This is a genomic window from Mucilaginibacter sp. P4_G9, assembly GCF_056400985.1.
In genome coordinates this window covers 1-16,985 of sequence record NZ_JBFUKF010000081.1, presented here as the reverse complement: position 1 = coordinate 16,985, position 16,985 = coordinate 1, and the positions used below count along the sequence as shown (strand labels likewise).

General features: G+C 43.3%; 14 protein-coding genes. 4 read left to right on the top strand and 10 right to left on the bottom strand.

The window, feature by feature from the left end:
* Nucleotides 1–163: 163 nt before the first annotated feature.
* Nucleotides 164–733 carry a hypothetical protein gene (locus AC1DPZ_RS09655; RefSeq protein ID WP_477402769.1) on the bottom strand — a complete coding sequence of 190 codons (570 nt, stop codon included), beginning with the start codon at nucleotides 731–733 and terminating at the stop codon, nucleotides 164–166.
* A gap of 217 nt (nucleotides 734–950) precedes the next feature.
* On the opposite strand from AC1DPZ_RS09655, the gene AC1DPZ_RS09650 reads away from it, so the two are divergent.
* The 3 genes from AC1DPZ_RS09650 (at nucleotide 951) to AC1DPZ_RS09640 (ending at nucleotide 5,712) form a co-directional block, all read left to right on the top strand.
* Nucleotides 951–3,368: a glycoside hydrolase family 3 N-terminal domain-containing protein gene (locus AC1DPZ_RS09650; protein ID WP_477402768.1), complete on the top strand. Its 2,418-nt coding sequence runs from the start codon at nucleotides 951–953 to the stop codon at nucleotides 3,366–3,368.
* A gap of 420 nt (nucleotides 3,369–3,788) precedes the next feature.
* Nucleotides 3,789–4,220: a VOC family protein gene (locus tag AC1DPZ_RS09645; protein ID WP_477402767.1), complete on the top strand. Its 432-nt coding sequence runs from the start codon at nucleotides 3,789–3,791 to the stop codon at nucleotides 4,218–4,220.
* A gap of 259 nt (nucleotides 4,221–4,479) precedes the next feature.
* The gene (locus AC1DPZ_RS09640; RefSeq protein ID WP_477402766.1) at nucleotides 4,480–5,712 is read left to right on the top strand and encodes an ROK family protein; all 1,233 of its coding nucleotides are present in this window, start codon (nucleotides 4,480–4,482) and stop codon (nucleotides 5,710–5,712) included.
* 330 nt (nucleotides 5,713–6,042) lie between these two features.
* On the opposite strand, the gene AC1DPZ_RS09635 is transcribed toward AC1DPZ_RS09640, so the two are convergent.
* The 7 genes from AC1DPZ_RS09635 to AC1DPZ_RS09605 all read right to left on the bottom strand — a co-directional run bounded on the left by AC1DPZ_RS09635 (nucleotide 6,043) and on the right by AC1DPZ_RS09605 (nucleotide 14,098).
* Entirely contained in the window at nucleotides 6,043–6,894 is an 852-nt protein-coding gene (locus tag AC1DPZ_RS09635) for a hydroxymethylglutaryl-CoA lyase (RefSeq protein WP_477402765.1), read from the bottom strand.
* Between the two features lie 118 nt (nucleotides 6,895–7,012).
* Entirely contained in the window at nucleotides 7,013–8,326 is a 1,314-nt protein-coding gene (locus AC1DPZ_RS09630) for an NAD(P)/FAD-dependent oxidoreductase (protein WP_477402764.1), read from the bottom strand.
* A gap of 545 nt (nucleotides 8,327–8,871) precedes the next feature.
* Nucleotides 8,872–11,862: a protein translocase subunit SecDF gene (gene secDF, locus AC1DPZ_RS09625; RefSeq protein ID WP_477402763.1), complete on the bottom strand. Its 2,991-nt coding sequence runs from the start codon at nucleotides 11,860–11,862 to the stop codon at nucleotides 8,872–8,874.
* 115 nt (nucleotides 11,863–11,977) lie between these two features.
* Nucleotides 11,978–12,460 (bottom strand): dihydrofolate reductase, encoded by a 483-nt coding sequence (locus AC1DPZ_RS09620; RefSeq protein ID WP_477402762.1) that lies wholly within the window; start codon nucleotides 12,458–12,460, stop codon nucleotides 11,978–11,980.
* A gap of 220 nt (nucleotides 12,461–12,680) precedes the next feature.
* The gene (locus tag AC1DPZ_RS09615) at nucleotides 12,681–13,055 is read right to left on the bottom strand and encodes a type II toxin-antitoxin system death-on-curing family toxin (protein WP_477402761.1); all 375 of its coding nucleotides are present in this window, start codon (nucleotides 13,053–13,055) and stop codon (nucleotides 12,681–12,683) included.
* A complete protein-coding gene (locus tag AC1DPZ_RS09610; protein WP_477402760.1) occupies nucleotides 13,052–13,240 on the bottom strand; it encodes a hypothetical protein in 189 nt (62 codons plus the stop codon). Before AC1DPZ_RS09610 ends, AC1DPZ_RS09615 begins: the two co-directional genes overlap by 4 nt.
* 36 nt (nucleotides 13,241–13,276) lie before the next feature.
* Nucleotides 13,277–14,098 (bottom strand): thymidylate synthase, encoded by an 822-nt coding sequence (locus AC1DPZ_RS09605; RefSeq protein ID WP_477402759.1) that lies wholly within the window; start codon nucleotides 14,096–14,098, stop codon nucleotides 13,277–13,279.
* Between the two features lie 170 nt (nucleotides 14,099–14,268).
* Between AC1DPZ_RS09605 and ispE the strand changes: the two genes are divergently transcribed.
* Nucleotides 14,269–15,069, top strand: coding sequence for a 4-(cytidine 5'-diphospho)-2-C-methyl-D-erythritol kinase (ispE, locus tag AC1DPZ_RS09600; protein WP_477402758.1), 801 nt, complete (start codon nucleotides 14,269–14,271; stop codon nucleotides 15,067–15,069).
* 111 nt (nucleotides 15,070–15,180) lie between these two features.
* On the opposite strand, the gene AC1DPZ_RS09595 is transcribed toward ispE, so the two are convergent.
* On the bottom strand, nucleotides 15,181–16,068 hold the full coding sequence (locus AC1DPZ_RS09595; protein ID WP_477402757.1) for an NAD(P)-dependent oxidoreductase: 888 nt from the start codon (nucleotides 16,066–16,068) through the stop codon (nucleotides 15,181–15,183).
* A 4-nt stretch (nucleotides 16,069–16,072) separates the two neighbouring features.
* A complete protein-coding gene (locus AC1DPZ_RS09590; protein ID WP_477402756.1) occupies nucleotides 16,073–16,351 on the bottom strand; it encodes a LapA family protein in 279 nt (92 codons plus the stop codon).
* Nucleotides 16,352–16,985 lie beyond the last annotated feature (634 nt).

Genomic DNA, 16,985 nt, shown 5'->3' with positions numbered 1-16,985 from the left:
CTAAAAAAAGAAGCCCCCATTTATATTACCGACGAAGCATCAGTGGACAGGCACCAGGTTCATTGAAAGGTGGATATGTTGGCCGTTGGGTTTTTTAAGAAGCAACTGGGCTCCCCGCTTCATTAAATTTGGCCGGATGTCCGGTACGATAAATTGATGGCTCTTATTTAACCTGTATCTCTGGAATTGGGTAGGCGATTAGTTTATTTAGCTGCTCACCCTTATATTTCCTTAATGATTTTAAGAAAGGTATGATCTCGTCTGTATAAACCCTGTGACTTATGCCGAATAATAAAACTCCTTTGTGGCCTGCTTTATCTGTATAGGGTTTATAATGATAGCCATTCCATTCAACCACGTCGAGTTTGTCGCCACTGCCTTCGCTCATTACAAAATCAAGTATGTATTCATTCCCATCTGGGCTTTTTGCCAATTGGTAGTTGCAAAGAGCATCGGTTTTTTTTCTTTCAATTAAATTACCAACCTGTGTTTTGGCTGCGGTTTCAGCCGGGAGGTCGGTTATAATAAAATCAATTAACAACATATCGTGAAAGCGGTCTGCAATATCTCCCTGCGGCAAATATTCCTGTTTGTAATAATTATCATTGGGATGGGAGCTCCATGATAATGAGAAGTCTGTTTTGTTGAAAGAAATAACTTCGGGAATGCCATAATAATTTATCACTTCGTCATGAACTACGCTTTTAAAGCCTGTAAGTATAATGAGTAACATTATTAAAGGTGTCGTAAGTTTTGGAGACATATGGGCGGTTTAGTAATGCTAACTTATTAATATTTAATAGTAAATGCAATAGGCGTTTTTTTAATTCATATGTTCCTTTTTTTGCGGCTGATAGCTGCTAACTTCCTCTAATTGTAACAGCTTGGTGATATATTTCCGGCATTATTATATTCTCCTATATTTGAAATACTAACCGCAATTCATCTACATGAGAACAAAGAATTACCTGCCGCGCATTTGCATGGTATCGGCACTGGCAGCCGGGCTGGCTTTACAGGTATCGGCACAACAAAAAAACATTTACCATAAGGGCTGGATAGATTTTAACAAAAATGGCAAAATGGATGTGTTCGAAGATCCGTCCCAACCTATTGATAAACGTGTTGCCGATCTGCTCAGCCAGATGAACGTTGAGGAGAAAACCTGCCAGATGGCCACACTGTATGGCTACAAGCGGGTTTTGAAGGACGAAATGCCTGTATCCAACTGGAAAAACGAGATCTGGAAGGATGGAATTGCCAACATCGATGAAGAATTAAATAACCTTACCTCGCATACCGATGCTGCGCCAACACAATATTCATTTCCTTTCAGCAAACATGCATCGGCTATCAATACCATTCAGAAATGGTTTGTGGAAGAAACCCGTATGGGTATACCGGTTGATTTTACCAACGAGGGGATTCACGGCTTAAATCACGACCGGGCAACGCCATTACCGGCACCTATAAGTATAGGCAGTACGTTTGATAAGCAACTGGTGCGCCAGGCCGGGCAGACAGTAGGCCGCGAGGCGAAAGCTTTGGGTTATACCAATGTTTATGCGCCCATACTCGACCCCGCCCGCGACCAGCGCTGGGGCCGTGTGGTGGAGTGCTATGGCGAAGACCCTTTTCACATTGCCGAACTGGGCAAGCAAATGGTTCTGGGGATCCAGGAAGAAGGGGTTGCCTCAACCCTGAAACACTTCGCGGTGTATAGTGTGCCTAAAGGCGGACGCGACGGCAGCGCCCGTACCGATCCGCATGTGGCGCCGAGGGAAATGCACCAGGTATATTTGTACCCTTTTCGCCGGGTAATACAGGAGGCGCACCCTATGGGCGTTATGAGCAGCTATAATGATTGGGATGGTGTACCCGTAACCGGCAGCTATTACTTTTTAACGCAACTGCTGCGCCAGCAATTTGGTTTTGACGGCTACGTGGTTAGCGATAGCGAGGCAGTTGAATTCCTATACTCCAAACATCATGTTGCAGCCGATTACAAAGAAGCTGTAAGACAGGCGGTTGAGGCCGGTCTGAATGTGCGTACCAATTTCACCATGCCGCAAACCTTTATTTTGCCGCTTCGCGAGCTGATCAAAGAAAACAGGCTCTCGATGAAAATCATCGACTCCAGGGTTGGTGATGTGTTGCGGGTAAAATTCCGCCTGGGTTTGTTTGATAGTCCTTATGTGAAAGATCCTAAGGCTGCCGATAAGATTGTTCATACTGCTGCTGATGCGGCCATGTCGCTTAAAATGAACCGGGAGTCTATGGTGTTGTTAAAAAATGAAGGCGATTTATTGCCCCTGGATAAAACCAGGCTTAAAAACATACTGGTAACCGGCCCGCTGGCTGCCGAGACTAATTATGCCACCAGCAGGTACGGTCCCTCGCATAACCCGGCGACAAATGTATTGGATGGCATTAAAAACTATGTTGGCGCAGGAGTTAAGGTAAACTACATTAAAGGCTGCGATATAATTGATGCTACCTGGCCCGAAAGCGAGATCATCGAAACACCGCTTACAGCGCAGGAACAGGCCGGGATTGATTCTGCCGTGGCCCAGGCAAAGTTATCCGACGTAGTTATAGCCGTTGTGGGCGAGGATGTGGATAGGGTGGGTGAAAGTCTTACCCGTACAGGGTTGAACCTGCCTGGCCGCCAGTTAAAGCTGATCCAGGCTTTACAGGCTACCGGTAAACCTGTAGTTATGGTGATGATAAACGGGCAGCCGCTTACCATCAACTGGGAAAACAAATATGTGCCTGCCATCCTGGAGGCCTGGTTCCCAAGCGTGCAAAGCGGGCAGGTAATTGCCGAAACCTTGTTTGGCGATAATAATCCCGGCGGCAGACTGCCTATTACCTTCCCCAAAACAACCGGGCAAATTGAGTTTAACTTTCCGTTTAAGCCCAACTCGCAGGCCGGGCAAAAAGGCCAGAACAGCTGGGGTAAAACCAGTGTTAACGGCGCTTTATACCCTTATGGTTTCGGTTTAAGCTATACCAAATTTGAATACAGTAACCTGGTAGTGTCGCCCGAAAAAGAGAACGCCCAGGGTGATGTAAAGGTAAGTGTAGATGTGACCAACACGGGTGCACGGGTGGGTGATGAGGTGGTACAACTGTACCTGAAGGATGAAGTAAGCAGCGTAACCACCTATGAATACGATCTACGTGGTTTCGAACGCATTAACCTTAAACCCGGCGAAAAAAAGACGGTACAATTCACCCTGCATCCCGACGACCTGGCCCTGTTGGACAAGGATATGAACTGGACCGTTGAACCCGGTAAGTTTATGGTGATGATAGGCAGCTCATCGGAGGATATAAAGCTGAAGAAAGAGTTTGAAGTAGAGTAGGGAGAATGCAAAAAGCGAGGAGCTGTTTACGTTTATTCTCTTCGCACTTTATTTAGCCCGGTCTGATCCGGCGTTCCATTGAAACGCCTGGTACGCCCCGAACGGTGTGGAACGCTATTTGTGCTGATAGTCAATGCTTTAAGCTTTGTTAAAAACATTGGGTGGAACGCCATTTGCTTTGATTATCAGCTATTTGCGTTTTTTAAATAATTGGCAATCATCATAAATTATGGGTGTTTTTAATGCCAAAATGCAGCCGGCTAACGCTATTGCTATTTTACACTAATTAGTTTAATTAGAATACCCCATAGGGTAAAAACGTTGGTTTTAAGCGATTCTTAATCTGGAAAATCTCAGGAAAATGAAGAAAAATTGAGAAAAAACCAGGGAAATGAAGAAAAATAAACCTGATCTAACATAATGAGTACATCAAACCAACAGATAATACCAATGCTGGCTTACGAGGATGGTATAGCCGCTATGGAATGGCTTTGTGCCGTATTTGGCTTTACCGAAATAACCCGGATGACCGATGAGCGGGGCCGCCTAAGTCATGGTGAGATTGCCATGAGCGACAGTGTAGTTATGCTGGCCGAACCTACGCCTGATTACCAAAGCCCCAAACACCATGCACAAAATTGCGCTATCGCAGCCAAAGCCTACAGGGCACCCTACATAATTAATGGTGTGTTGGTTTATGTAGATGATGTAAAACAACATTATGAACATTCAAAAAGCAATGGTGCAGTCATTTTATCTGAATTGGAAGAAGGTTACCCCGGTGCCCGCTACCGCGCTGCCGACCTGGAAGGCCAGCGCTGGATGTTTATGCAAAGGGAAATTAATAACTAAAGCGATTTCCCTGGGGGCGATACTTATTGTTTTTGTATTAATCTGTAACGGCTCTATCCTCATACAGTCTCCAGTAAATGCCACTCCTTAAATTATTTACCTATCATCCGCTCATTTTATTTCATTTGATTATTTTTGTCAATTAATCAATTTTACTAACTGTAATATTTACAGTTGCACTATCGTTACTTTATTTATAATTTTATAAACTTTAAACACTTAGGCTTAGTCTTTTAAAAACATTACTATTAATTATTGAATGGAACCCGAAAATAAAGGTGTGAGGGGCAGTCAGCTAAAAAATATGATCATCAAGAAGCTTTATTTTAATAAAGCGATGTCATGTGCGGGATTGAGCGAGTTATTTGATAAAAGTATTCCATCAATAGCTAAAGCTATTAATGAACTGATGCACGAAGGTTTCGTGGTTGAGGATGGTTATGCCCCGTCAAGTGGTGGTCGCAGGCCGCTGATGTATTCGGTAAAAGCCAATGCCATGTACATACTGGCAATTGCGCTCGATCAGCTTACCGCACGTATCCAGCTTTTTGATCTGCTCAACAGCCCGGTAGCGGATATGCTTACTTTTGAGCTGAAGCTGCTGAATAATGATGAGGCGTTAAGTAAATTGACCGAAGAAATCAACGGTTATATTAAACAAACCGGTATCCCTAAGGAAAAAATTGCCGGGATAGGCATTGGAATGCCTGGCTTTGTAAACGTTACAGAGGGTATAAATTATACATATCTTGATGCCGGCGGACAAAGCCTTACTGAGTACTTTACCGACAAAACAGGGATAGATACTTATATTGATAACGACTCGAGTTTGATAGCTCTTGCCGAACAAAAGTTTGGTATTGCCAAAGCCCAAAAAGAGGTAATGGTTATTAACCTGGGTTGGGGAATAGGTTTGGGAATGATTGTGAACGGGAAGCTGTTTAGAGGACATAATGGTTTTGCAGGCGAGTTGAGCCATATTCCTGTATCTGAGGATGGATCACTTTGCGAGTGTGGTAAACGCGGTTGCCTGGAGGCAGAAGCATCGTTACTGGTAGTGGCCCAAAAGGCTGTTGCCGGTATTAAACAAGGCCGCATTACCAGTTTAAAATACAATAGCAACGATCACTCCAAACTTATGGGTGATGCTATGCTGGAAGCTGCCAACAACGGCGATCAGTTTGCTATTGAGTTATTATCAGATGCGGGTTACAAAATAGGGAAGGCCCTGGCCATCCTGGTGCATATCATGAACCCGGCCATTATTGTATTAAGCGGCAGGGGCGCAAAGGTTGCCAAAATACTAATGGCACCTATACAACAGGCTATTCATAAATATTGCATCCCAAGACTTTCGGCCGGTACAGAGCTGCTGGTATCCGAACTTGGTTTTGATGCCGAATTGATTGGTGCATCCGTATTGGTTATGGAAAATTTTGATAAATCCGTTAAGGCTAAAGTTTCAAAAATAAAGAAAGCGGTTGTGCGGTAGGTGTGCAGATATGTAGATATGCAGATTTCAAATGTGCAGATTAACTACGTTGAGTGCTTCGCCGTTTCAGAGGTGCAGGTGAGGGCCTCACAACACCCATGTCATTGCGAGCGCAGCGCGGCAATCGCGAACTGTGCAGGTCCACCCTGTATAGCATGCGATTGCTTCGTTCCTCGCAATGACATAGATTATATTAAAAAATAGAACTGATAATCAGTGACTTGTAAGTTCGTCATTATAAGGAACGAAGCAATGACGTGTGTTTTTAAGCTCCCGCTAATAAATTTATTGGGATTTTTTCATCTGAAATCTGCATATCTTAAGCAGTATCTACAAAAACACTTTGCCCGAATAGTCCAGCGCTTCCTGTAATTTATCAAAATTAAGCCCCAGGAGCTCGTTTTGGGATTTAAGGTAATCAATAAGGCTTTCTGTGGCTATGTTGCCTGTAAGGTCGTCTGTGGCCATTGGGCAGCCGCCGTAGCCTTTTAATGCAGTATCAAAACGTTTGCAGCCGCTTTGATAAGCCGCTGCTATTTTGGGTTGCCAGGTATCCGGGGTGCTGTGCAGGTGAATGCCAAATTCCGTTTGAGGAAACTGCCTGCAGAGGTCGGGGTAAATACTGCTGATCTGTGCAGCATCAGCAATGCCAATGGTATCGGCTAAAGCGATGTTGTGAATGCCTTCGTTCACTAATTTATCAGTCCATTCATGAATAATGGCGGTGTTCCACTCGTCGCCGTAGGGGTTACCAAAACCCATGGAAAGGTAAACCAGCAGTTTTTTATTATTGGCCATACTCAGTTCCTGCATGCGCTTCACGTTATCAAATGCCTGTGGCAGGGTGGTGTTGGTATTACGAAGCTGAAAAGTTTCGGATATCGAAAACGGATAGCCTAAATAAGTAATTTCGGGGTGCTTTACAGCTTCTTCAGCCCCGCGGTAATTGGCAACTATGGCAAGCAGTTTTGACCGGGTATTGCTTAAATCCAGTTTACTTAAAACCCCGGCGGTATCCTGCAACTGCGGTATGGCTTTGGCCGATACAAAACTCCCAAAGTCTATTGTATCAAACCCCACCTGTAAAAGCAGGTTAATATAAGCAGCTTTTACATCAGTAGGTATAAAATGCACTATTCCCTGCATGGCATCGCGGGGGCATTCGGTTATTTTTATAGTCATTTCAGGTTCGTGTTGTGTGGAGCGTGTTGCGGGTACAACCTTATCGGTTAATTTAATACAAGATTAAAGTTTTTACCCGTAACCCGCAACCCGCTTCCCGACCCGCGCAACCCGCACCTCAATTCACCGTCTCCGGCAAATGCTGCTCATCGGTGAGGCCTTCACGTTCAAACTTACGGATAATGAGCCTTGTGCCGCCATTATAGTTAACATAGCTAAATACCCAGTTTATAAATACAATCACTTTGTTACGCCCGCCTAAAAGCGATATCAGGTGCACAAACATCCACACCAGCCAGGCAAAAAATCCCTGGAATCTGATCCTGCCCAAATCGGCAACAGCTTTGTTACGGCCGATGGTTGCCAATGAGCCTTTATCAAAATATTTAAAAGGAGCCGTTGGCTCATGATTGATAAGCTGTACAATACTTTTTGCCACATGTACACCCATCTGAATAGCCACCTGTGCTACGCCGGGATGGCCTTTAGGTGTTTCATCAGTGATCATGGCGGCCACATCGCCAATGGCGAAAATATTGGTACTGCCAACAACACGGCAAATACTATCAACTCTTATCCTGTTTCCCCGTTCAATATTTCCTTTATCTATACCTTCGGGTACCACGCCCATAACACCGGCGCTCCAGATAACATTGTTGGTACGGATGGTTTTACCGCCTTCAAATTTTATTTCATTGCCATCATAACTTTCAACTTTTACACCTAACAGCACTTCAACACCCATACTATCCAGGAATTGTTTAGCTGCTTTTGAAGCCTGATCAGAAAACGGTCCCAGCACCTTTGGCAAAAAATCTACCAGGTATACCTTCATTTCTTCCTTTTTAAGCTCGGGATAATCCTTGGTCAGGATGTGGTTGCGCAGTTCGGCTAACGAGCCCGAAAGCTCAACGCCGGTTGGCCCGGCACCCACCAATACAAACGTAAGCAGGGCTTCCCGCTCTTCCTTGTTCGGTTTTAGCAGGGCCTCTTCAATATTTTGCAAAACAGAATACCGCAGATTCAGTGCTTCGGGGATGGATTTCATCGGCATTGAAAAATGCTCGATCTCTTTGTTGCCGAAAAAGTTGGTAGTTGATCCCGTAGCTATCACAAGGTAATCATAGGCTATTTCGCCTATGGTAGTATCTAAAGTATTGCTTTCGGGATTTATTTTTAACACTTCGGCAATCCGGAAACGAAAGTTTTTTTGACCTGCGAAGTTCTTCCGCAAGGAAAAGGCAATCGACTCGGCTTCGATACTGCCCATTGCCACCTGGTACAGCAGCGGCTGAAAGGTGTGGTAATTATGCTTATCGAGCATTAAAACGTCAACGGGTTTATTTTCCAGCTTTTTAGCTACCTGCAGGCCGCCGAAGCCGCCGCCAATTATAACTACTAAAGGGAATTTTGAGCTATCTGATTTGTTCATATACAGATTATTAGTGATGATGCAGAGATGCGTATTGCGTTGCAGTAATTGCCTATCAGGCGCAAATATACGCCTCTGCCTTCTATTATAGTACAATACCTGTGCCGATGACAGTTTTTGGCAGTATTTTATATTTCATTTTACAATGCAATTATACCTCATTATAAAATATTTGCAACCCCATCCATCGGCTTGTTTTAAAGCGTACCCAATTGGCAATCAGGAACCTCCATTTTGGAGTTACTGCGTTTACACATCTTCGGGATCTTTTTTTAATTAATAAAACCGATTGTCATTTCGAAACGAGGTACGAGTGAGAAATCTTATACGCCCTGCTCTAAACCATGCATAGTTGCATAGCATATCGCCGAAGATTTCTCCTCACTCCAGCGCTCATCCCCACCCGGTTCGTTCGAAATGACAATTTTATTTTATTAAAAAGTTGTATACACACGCAATACCTTTGGTGAGGGCAGCGAGGTGCCTTCTTTAAAACAAAAAAGGCTCCAAATGTTCTTTGGAGCCTTTTAATAATTCAAATTATTTTATTTAAGATGTTTTTTTCCAAAGTCAACTATCACAGGTGTTGCTACGCAGATAGATGAGTATGTACCGAAAATAACACCGATTAATAACGCGAACGAGAAGCCTTTGATCACATCGCCACCAAATATGAACAATACGATCAATACAAATATCACAGTTAAGGCAGTGATAATGGTACGGCTTAATGTGCTGTTGATAGCGCGGTTAATAACCTCTTCCTGTTTTTCATCTTTTGATTGGTGCTCAAGAAACTCACGGATCCTATCAAACACTACCACGGTATCATTAATAGAGTAACCGATAACCGTTAGGATAGCCGCGATGAACGCCTGGTCGATATCCAGTGAGAAAGGTAATATTCCCCTGAATAATGAGAAGAACGAAAGTACCAACAGGGCATCATGCGCTGTAGCGACCATTGCACCTAAGCTAAACTGCCATTTGCGGAAACGAATAAGGATATATGCAGAGATTACAAATATGGCAAACAACACGGTATAAACAGCCGAGGTTTTTAACTCATCGGCAATTGTTGCGCTTACTTTAGCTCCACCTAAAATATCACTATCGGCAATTTTAGTTTCTGCTTTAGTCCCCAAAGCCTCAACAAGCGTACTTCTTACTTTAGCATCGGCTGCTGTAGTGTTTTCTTTAATCAGGTAGTTGGTAGTGATACTCATTTTATCAGTACCCAATGTTTTAACCTCGGTACCACGACCTAAAGTTGCATCAATAGCATCATGGATCTTACCGGTGGTAACTGTTTTGTTAGGGAACTTAACGATATAGTTACGGCCGCCTTCAAAATCAACACCATAACTAAACCCGCGGACAAAAATTGATATTAAGCCGGCAGTGATAAACAACCCAGAGAAAATGTAAAACTTGAAACGGTTTTTTACGAACGCATAGTTTGCATTTTTAAAGGTGTGTGAACTCCATGGGTTACTGAATTTAACATCCCAGCCTTTTGCAAGCATCCACTCAAATATAACCCTTGAGATCAGTAATGAACAGAACAATGAAGTAATGATACCGATCATCAATGTAGTTGCGAAACCTTGTATCGGGCCGGATCCGAAAATGAACAGGATTAAACCAGTTAAGAAGGTACTTATCTGTGAATCCAGGATTGAAGGTAACGCGTGTTTAAAACCATCGGCTACGGCTATCTTTAATGATTTACCTAAGGCAAGTTCTTCTCGCACGCGCTCATATACCAATACGTTGGCATCAACCGCAATACCCAGGGTGAGCACTATACCAGCCATACCCGGCAAGGTTAATACCGCGCCTAAGCTGGTTAAAACCCCCATCAGGAAAAAGATGTTAATAATTACCGCAACCACCGCTACAGTACCTGCACGGTTGTAATAAGCAACCATGAATATGAGTACCACAACTAAACCCAGGATACATGAAGTAACACCCGCGTTGATTGCTTCCTGGCCTAAGGATGGCCCGACAACTTCTTCGGATACGATGTGGGCCGGAGCAGGTAAACGACCAGCCTTTAACACATTGGCTAAATCCCTTGTATCTTCCTGCGTAAAGCTGCCTTCAATTGAAGATACACCGCCAGAAATTTCGTTTTGAACGTTAGGAGCAGAGTATACGTTATCATCAAGAACAATAGCGATAGCTCTTTTGTTGGTTGCAGCTGCTGCCTCGGCAGTAATTGTACGCCATTTTTGAGCGCCTTCTGAGTTCATGATCATTACAACCTCAGGGCTTCCTTTTTGATTTACATCCGCGCGGGCATCGTTAATTACATCACCCGAAAGTACCGGGCCGTTTTCGGCGCCGCTCAATTTTATGGCGTATAATGCAAATGCTTTAGTTTTGGCATCCTTTAAGGGTTTTACATCCCAAAGGAATTTCATGTTACGCGGTATAACCGATTTTACAAGATTGCTGTGCAGGTATGAATTAACCTTAGCAGTATCTTTTAAAGCCGCATAACCAACAACCGGGCCCTGGCCTAATTGTGGCTGACCACTTTGGTCGCGGCCAACGTTTGGCTCAAGCACCGCAAACAATGGGTGTAATGCTGCCTGTTGCGATTTGCTGCTTAAGGCTGCAGCCGAAGTGTCTTTTTCTGCATTTTTTTGAACCTTGCTTAATAACGATCCTGCTTTGGCAGCGGTATCAGTTTTAGCCGGCGTAGCTGCAGCTGTTGCTTTAGCTTTTGACGAATCGGCTTTTACTGTTTTGTTTTTAGCAGCAAACAGGTTATCAATACTACCAAGGTACTGGTAAACTTCAGTGTTATCAAAAGTTTGATAAAACTCCAGCTTTGCCGATCCTGATAATAATTTACGAACACGATCTGGTTCTTTAACACCAGGAAGCTCAACCAGGATACGGTTTGAGCTTGCCTCCAACTGAATGTTGGGCTGGGTTACACCAAACTGGTTGATACGGGTGTTTAATACCGTGAATGATTGTTTTACCGCGGTATTGGCCAGATCTTTCAAATAAGATTCAACTTCGCTGTTTGATGCGTTGAACTTTAAGTGATCCTGGTTGTCTTTTGTTGAAAAGATAGCCGCCAGTTTACCATCAGGGTTTAGTTTCTCATACTCGCTTACAAATAACGCGATGTAATCTTTCTGACTGGTTTTTGCATCTGCCTGTAATTTGTCGGCATTTGCCAAAGCCTGGTTGAATACAACATCCGGGTTGTTGTTTGAGATTTTCTTTACCAGCTCGTCAAGTTGAATTTGCATGGTAACGTTCATACCACCTTTAAGGTCGAGACCCAGTGCAAGTTCCCTTTGCTTTACGTAAGCATAAGTGTGTTTAAATAACGGATATACCGGTTGTGTAGACATTGAGTCCAGGTAAGCCTTTTCTTTATCTGTGCTTCCCTTTGCGTATGCCTTGGCATCACTCTCAACTTTTTGGGCCACCCATGTAAATGACAGCTGGTATAAGCATACAACTGCCAGCAGAATGGCGAAAAATTTAATAACCCCTTTACCTTGCATCGAATTTGTAATATGTAATTAATTAGTTTATAAGCTATTTTTAATAAGACGGCAAATCTAATAAAATTTCGCAAGCACAAAATTTTAAATTAAAACAAATTGATGACAAAAAATGTTAGCTCCGCTCGAGCGTAATAAACGAATAGCGGTATTTATTTTTTTCATCCGGTTCAAAATCTTCCCGTTCTTTTTCCTCCCACTCGTTTGGGTTAAGTTGGGGGAAAAAAGTATCGCCATCAAAGTCCTGGTCAACCCGCGTCAGGTAGATGCGGTTTGTTAAATGTAAAGCTTGCCTGTAAATCTCGGCGCCGCCAACAATGAACACTTCTTCCTCACCGGCACAAAGCGCTAAAGCAGCTTCAATGGAGCTAACTACCTCGCAACCCTCTATAGTAATTGGCTGCCGTGTTACCACGATATTGCGGCGCTTTGGCAGGGGTTTACCAACCGAATCAAAGGTTTTGCGCCCCATGATCACTGTATGGCCGGTGGTTACGTCCTTAAAATGCTTTAAATCATTAGGCAGGTACCAGAGTAATTTATTGTCTTTACCAATGGCGTTATTTTTGGCGATGGCTACGATGATTGATGTTGTCATTGTTGTTTATTGTCTGAACCGGTTTATCTGAACCGGAATTTTTCACACGTAAACCGTCATTGCGAGGCACGAAGCAATCCCTAACTATACGGAGCGGATCTGCTTATCGGGGATTGCTTCGTGCCTCGCAATGACGCGTGGAGTTTGTTTTGTAAGATTAGTGAATTTTGATAATTCTTTAATTCCGAAAATTCCGATTTATACATTAGTTTGAAGCAAGTCATCCTGTTATTTTTTCAGATAGCCACAATTTTATACCGTCAAAATTCAATTCTCCCTTGCTGGCGGAAATTGTCATGTCGTATTTTTCATCTTCAGAAGCAATAATATCCAATCCATTTTCAAGAAGAGTTAACCTGAGTAAGGTATAAGCGGTTCGTTTATTGCCATCAAGAAAAGGATGATTAATGATGATGCTTTCAAAAACAGCAGCGGCTTTATCGATGGCTTCGGGATACAGATCCTGACCATCAAATGTTGCCAGTGGACGCGCTATTGCAGCTTCTAATCCTCCCTGGTCTCTTATTCCTTTAATGCCTCCAAATTTTTCAATTAAAATATTGTGAATTTGCAGGGTTGTTTGAAAATCGATCATTGAGCAAGCCTTTGCAATAAACTTTTATCTTCAGAAAGGATCTTTCGTAAATTATTGGCGAGTTTTACCTGCCCGGGTGATTGTATCTGCAATTCTTTTACAAAATCTAAAATATCCTGCAACACGGTTTCGGGTACCTGGTCAAGTACTTTTTGTATTTCGTTTTTTATCTGGACAGAGGTCATAATCAAATTTACAAAATTTTAAAATAACAACAACAACTATACCGCCACAGTTGCTTTAATATGCGGCCATGGATCATAGTTCTCTAAAGTGAAATCTTCGAACTTAAACGTGAAGATGTCTTTTACCTCGGGGTTAATCTTCATGGTTGGCAGCGGCCTCGGCTCGCGGCTTAGTTGCAGGTTGGCCTGGTCCATATGGTTGTTGTATAGGTGGGCATCGCCAAAGGTGTGGATAAAGTCGCCGTAGTCCAGGTCGCATACCTGGGCCATCATCATGGTAAGCAGCGCGTATGATGCGATGTTGAAAGGCACACCCAAAAATATATCCGCACTACGCTGATATAACTGACAAGACAACTTGCCCTTCAGTTCTCCCTTCAGCGGGTCAGGAGGCTCCACATAAAACTGAAACAAGCTATGGCAGGGCGGCAGGGCCATTTGGTTTACATCGGCAACGTTCCATGCAGATACAATCATGCGGCGCGAGTCGGGGTTGTTTTTAATCTGGTTAACCACCTGGGTTATCTGATCGATGTGGCCGCCATCAGGTTTTGGCCAGCTGCGCCACTGGTATCCGTAAACCGGACCGAGGTTGCCTTCGGCATCAGCCCATTCGTCCCAGATGCGTACGCCATTTTCTTTGAGGTAGCTGATGTTGGTATCGCCGCTCAAAAACCATATCAGCTCATGGATGATTGATTTGAGGTGCAGCTTTTTGGTGGTCACCATCGGGAAACCATCTTTCAGATTGAAACGCATCTGGTAGCCAAACACACTTACGGTACCGGTTCCTGTCCTGTCGTGCTTTTGCGCGCCGTTTTCCATCACATGTTTCATCAGATCGAGATACTGTTTCATTTTGTTGGTTGATTAAGTGAATGGTTGATTGGGTGAGTAGTTGGATTGATCAGGGTAAGAAGAGACCAATGAACCAGTGAACCAATGAACGATTTCGGAACAAAGAAAAATAATCTAATTTTGGTATCCTAACAGATGTGTAAAAATACAAGCAGTGTTAGTTTTTTATTATGATCCTTTTTCCAAATGCAAAAATAAACATTGGCCTCAATATTACCGAACGTCGCCCTGATGGTTATCATAATCTCGAAACCATTTTTTATCCCATCAACTTAAAAGATGCGCTGGAAGTGGTAGCGGGCGACAAGCTGAACTTTACTTCATCGGGCCTTGGCATACCGGGCAGGGTAGAGGATAATCTTTGTATTAAAGGCTACCACATGTTGAAAAAGGATTTTGACCTGCCACCCGTAAATATCCATCTGCACAAAAATATTCCGATAGGTGCAGGCCTGGGCGGTGGATCTGCCAATGCCGCATTTTTTATCAGGCTGATGAATGAAGAGTTTAAACTTGATTTGTCCATTGATGAGATGACCGGCTATGCCCGCCGCCTTGGCGCCGACTGTGCTTTCTTTATCGAAAACAAACCTGTTTATGCTTTTGAAAAGGGCGATGAATTTGAGCCTGTTAAACTCGATCTGTCGGCCTACAAAATTGTATTGGTAATGCCCGATATTCATATCTCCACTTCCGAAGCTTTCGGCGGGATAAAACCAGCCCCGGTAAAAGACTCTTTACTGGAGCTGATCAGCGAGCCGATAACCGAATGGAAGAAGCATATCAAAAATGATTTCGAAATTTCAATCTTCAAAAATCACGCAGAGATCCGTGGTGTTAAGGCAGCCCTTTACCAGGCCGGCGCTATTTACGCCAGCATGAGCGGGAGCGGAGCATCGGTGTTTGGGATATTCAGTGAAACGCCGGATGTTAAATATTTAGAATCCTCAAACCAGGTATTCTATTTGTAATTCGGATTTGGGAATTACGATTTTGGAGTTTTTATTTTTTGATTTGACGAATCTTTCAATCTCCAAATCAAAATAAATCCGAAATCGAAAATCCCAATTCCGAAATCGAAATCAAACACCCGCATCCTCACTCACACCTCTGCCGAAACCTTCTACCCAATCCCTGTCGCCAAGGCCTTTTGCAATGGCGGTCAATAAGCGGCTGTGTACGGCGTTTACGAGCGGCATGGGTGTCTCGCTTGTCTGCGATAGTTTAAATGCCAGGCGCGCGTCCTTATAGCCTAATTTTGCCTTGAAGCCTACCGGCTCATATTGCTTGTTGGCAATAAGCCTCCCATAGTTTTGGTAAACGGGGGCGTTGAACAATGTTGATCCAAAAAAATTGGCTACCTGTACACGGTCAAGGCCGTTCTTTTCGGCAAGGGTAAAGGCCTCTGCCATCATTTCCATCGAGGCCATGATCATGAAGTTGCCGGCTATTTTCAATACGTTGGCGTTGCCAACATTTTCACCAAAATCAAATATGCCCTGCCCCAGGCAATCAAGCACCGGTTTGGCTGCTTCTTTTGAAAACTGATCGCCGGATACGCAGATAAAAAGTTTCCTGGCCGCCGCGGCTTCAGGCCTGCCGAATACCGGCGCGGCGAGGTAATAGCTGCCAGTTTCTTTATGCGCCTTTGCCAGTTGCTCAGCGGTGTCCGGCGAGATGGTGCTCATGGATATGTGCACAGCATTGGGCTGTAGCGTTTTTAAAATTCCGTCGTCGCCTGTAACCGATTCTCGCAGCGCCTCATCTTCTGATAGCATGCTCACCACAATGGGTACGCCGGCAGCGGCATCGGCCGGGGTTTGGCATTTGGTGATGTGGGCCGTGCCCAGCTCGTCGGCTTTTGAAAGGGTGCGGTTGTAAACCTGTAAATGGTAGCCTGCGCTGATGAGGTTTTTGGCCATCGGGGTACCCATGTTGCCAAGGCCGATAAATCCGATTTTGTTTTCCATAGTGTTAGCTGATGTAGTCTCTGTCTTCGTCACTTAGTGTATTGTTGTCTTCTTTGTTGTGAATGTTGTCATGATAACCGCCGATATCATATTTGGCCTTTTTGGGGCGACCAACCAGGAAGCCTAAAATAAATCCGATCACTGTCATCGTGATCATTATGGTTAGTTTGGAGATTCTGAAATTCATGAACAAAAATGCAAATGTAACCTCGTCGGTATTTTGGACGAACGCTGTTGTAAGCAAAATTGTGATGATGATTATGGTGATGGTTTTTATGCTCATGGTGATTTGATTTAACAGTTAATACAATATGCGGTTTTTAAATGTTTATTAAAAATGGTTTTGAGTGATTTCGGAATCCGGGTTTTGGAACCCGGATTTATTTTGATTTTGGTATCCGGATTTTAAACTTCGGATTTAATCCGATGCCGGATTAAATCATCTTGTTAAAATCATTTGAAATTATGCTCATGTAATCAGACTCTTTTTTGGAGCGCGAAAATAATTGAAGAGGGGTGGCCGGATTTTTATCTCAGTTTCTTAAAAATAATTTTTTCTGCAAATCGCCATAAGCCCGGTATTATATTCTCCTCCCCGTAATTTTAAAACTCAAAAATCTGCCTGGTTTTTCTTTGACGAGAATCAAAATTTCCCCCCTCATTTTTATTTGCTGTATACAAACCGGGCAATTGCCCGCATTTAATTTAAACTCTCATTTTTTGGTTCGGTACACTTTGTAATTGCAATTGGCGCTGATGTTAATAATGTATTATTTGCTTAAATAACATATTGTAAGTTTCTCATTTATTGCGTTATAAGCTTGTTATTCTGGTATGTTATTTAATTATGCTAATTTTTTTAGTTTTTTGCAATTTCAGTTAGATATCTTTTGTTAAATTATAACTTCCGATACCGT

Bases quoted from the DNA above. Each gene is read 5' to 3' on its own strand.
- AC1DPZ_RS09655 (WP_477402769.1), bottom strand. From the start codon at position 733: ATGTTACTCATTATACTTACAGGCTTTAAAAGCGTAGTTCATGACGAA.
- AC1DPZ_RS09650 (WP_477402768.1), top strand. From the start codon at position 951: ATGAGAACAAAGAATTACCTGCCGCGCATTTGCATGGTATCGGCACTG.
- AC1DPZ_RS09645 (WP_477402767.1), top strand. From the start codon at position 3,789: ATGAGTACATCAAACCAACAGATAATACCAATGCTGGCTTACGAGGAT.
- AC1DPZ_RS09640 (WP_477402766.1), top strand. From the start codon at position 4,480: ATGGAACCCGAAAATAAAGGTGTGAGGGGCAGTCAGCTAAAAAATATG.
- AC1DPZ_RS09635 (WP_477402765.1), bottom strand. From the start codon at position 6,894: ATGACTATAAAAATAACCGAATGCCCCCGCGATGCCATGCAGGGAATA.
- AC1DPZ_RS09630 (WP_477402764.1), bottom strand. From the start codon at position 8,326: ATGAACAAATCAGATAGCTCAAAATTCCCTTTAGTAGTTATAATTGGC.
- secDF (WP_477402763.1), bottom strand. From the start codon at position 11,862: ATGCAAGGTAAAGGGGTTATTAAATTTTTCGCCATTCTGCTGGCAGTT.
- AC1DPZ_RS09620 (WP_477402762.1), bottom strand. From the start codon at position 12,460: ATGACAACATCAATCATCGTAGCCATCGCCAAAAATAACGCCATTGGT.
- AC1DPZ_RS09615 (WP_477402761.1), bottom strand. From the start codon at position 13,055: ATGATCGATTTTCAAACAACCCTGCAAATTCACAATATTTTAATTGAA.
- AC1DPZ_RS09610 (WP_477402760.1), bottom strand. From the start codon at position 13,240: ATGACCTCTGTCCAGATAAAAAACGAAATACAAAAAGTACTTGACCAG.
- AC1DPZ_RS09605 (WP_477402759.1), bottom strand. From the start codon at position 14,098: ATGAAACAGTATCTCGATCTGATGAAACATGTGATGGAAAACGGCGCG.
- ispE (WP_477402758.1), top strand. From the start codon at position 14,269: ATGATCCTTTTTCCAAATGCAAAAATAAACATTGGCCTCAATATTACC.
- AC1DPZ_RS09595 (WP_477402757.1), bottom strand. From the start codon at position 16,068: ATGGAAAACAAAATCGGATTTATCGGCCTTGGCAACATGGGTACCCCG.
- AC1DPZ_RS09590 (WP_477402756.1), bottom strand. From the start codon at position 16,351: ATGAGCATAAAAACCATCACCATAATCATCATCACAATTTTGCTTACA.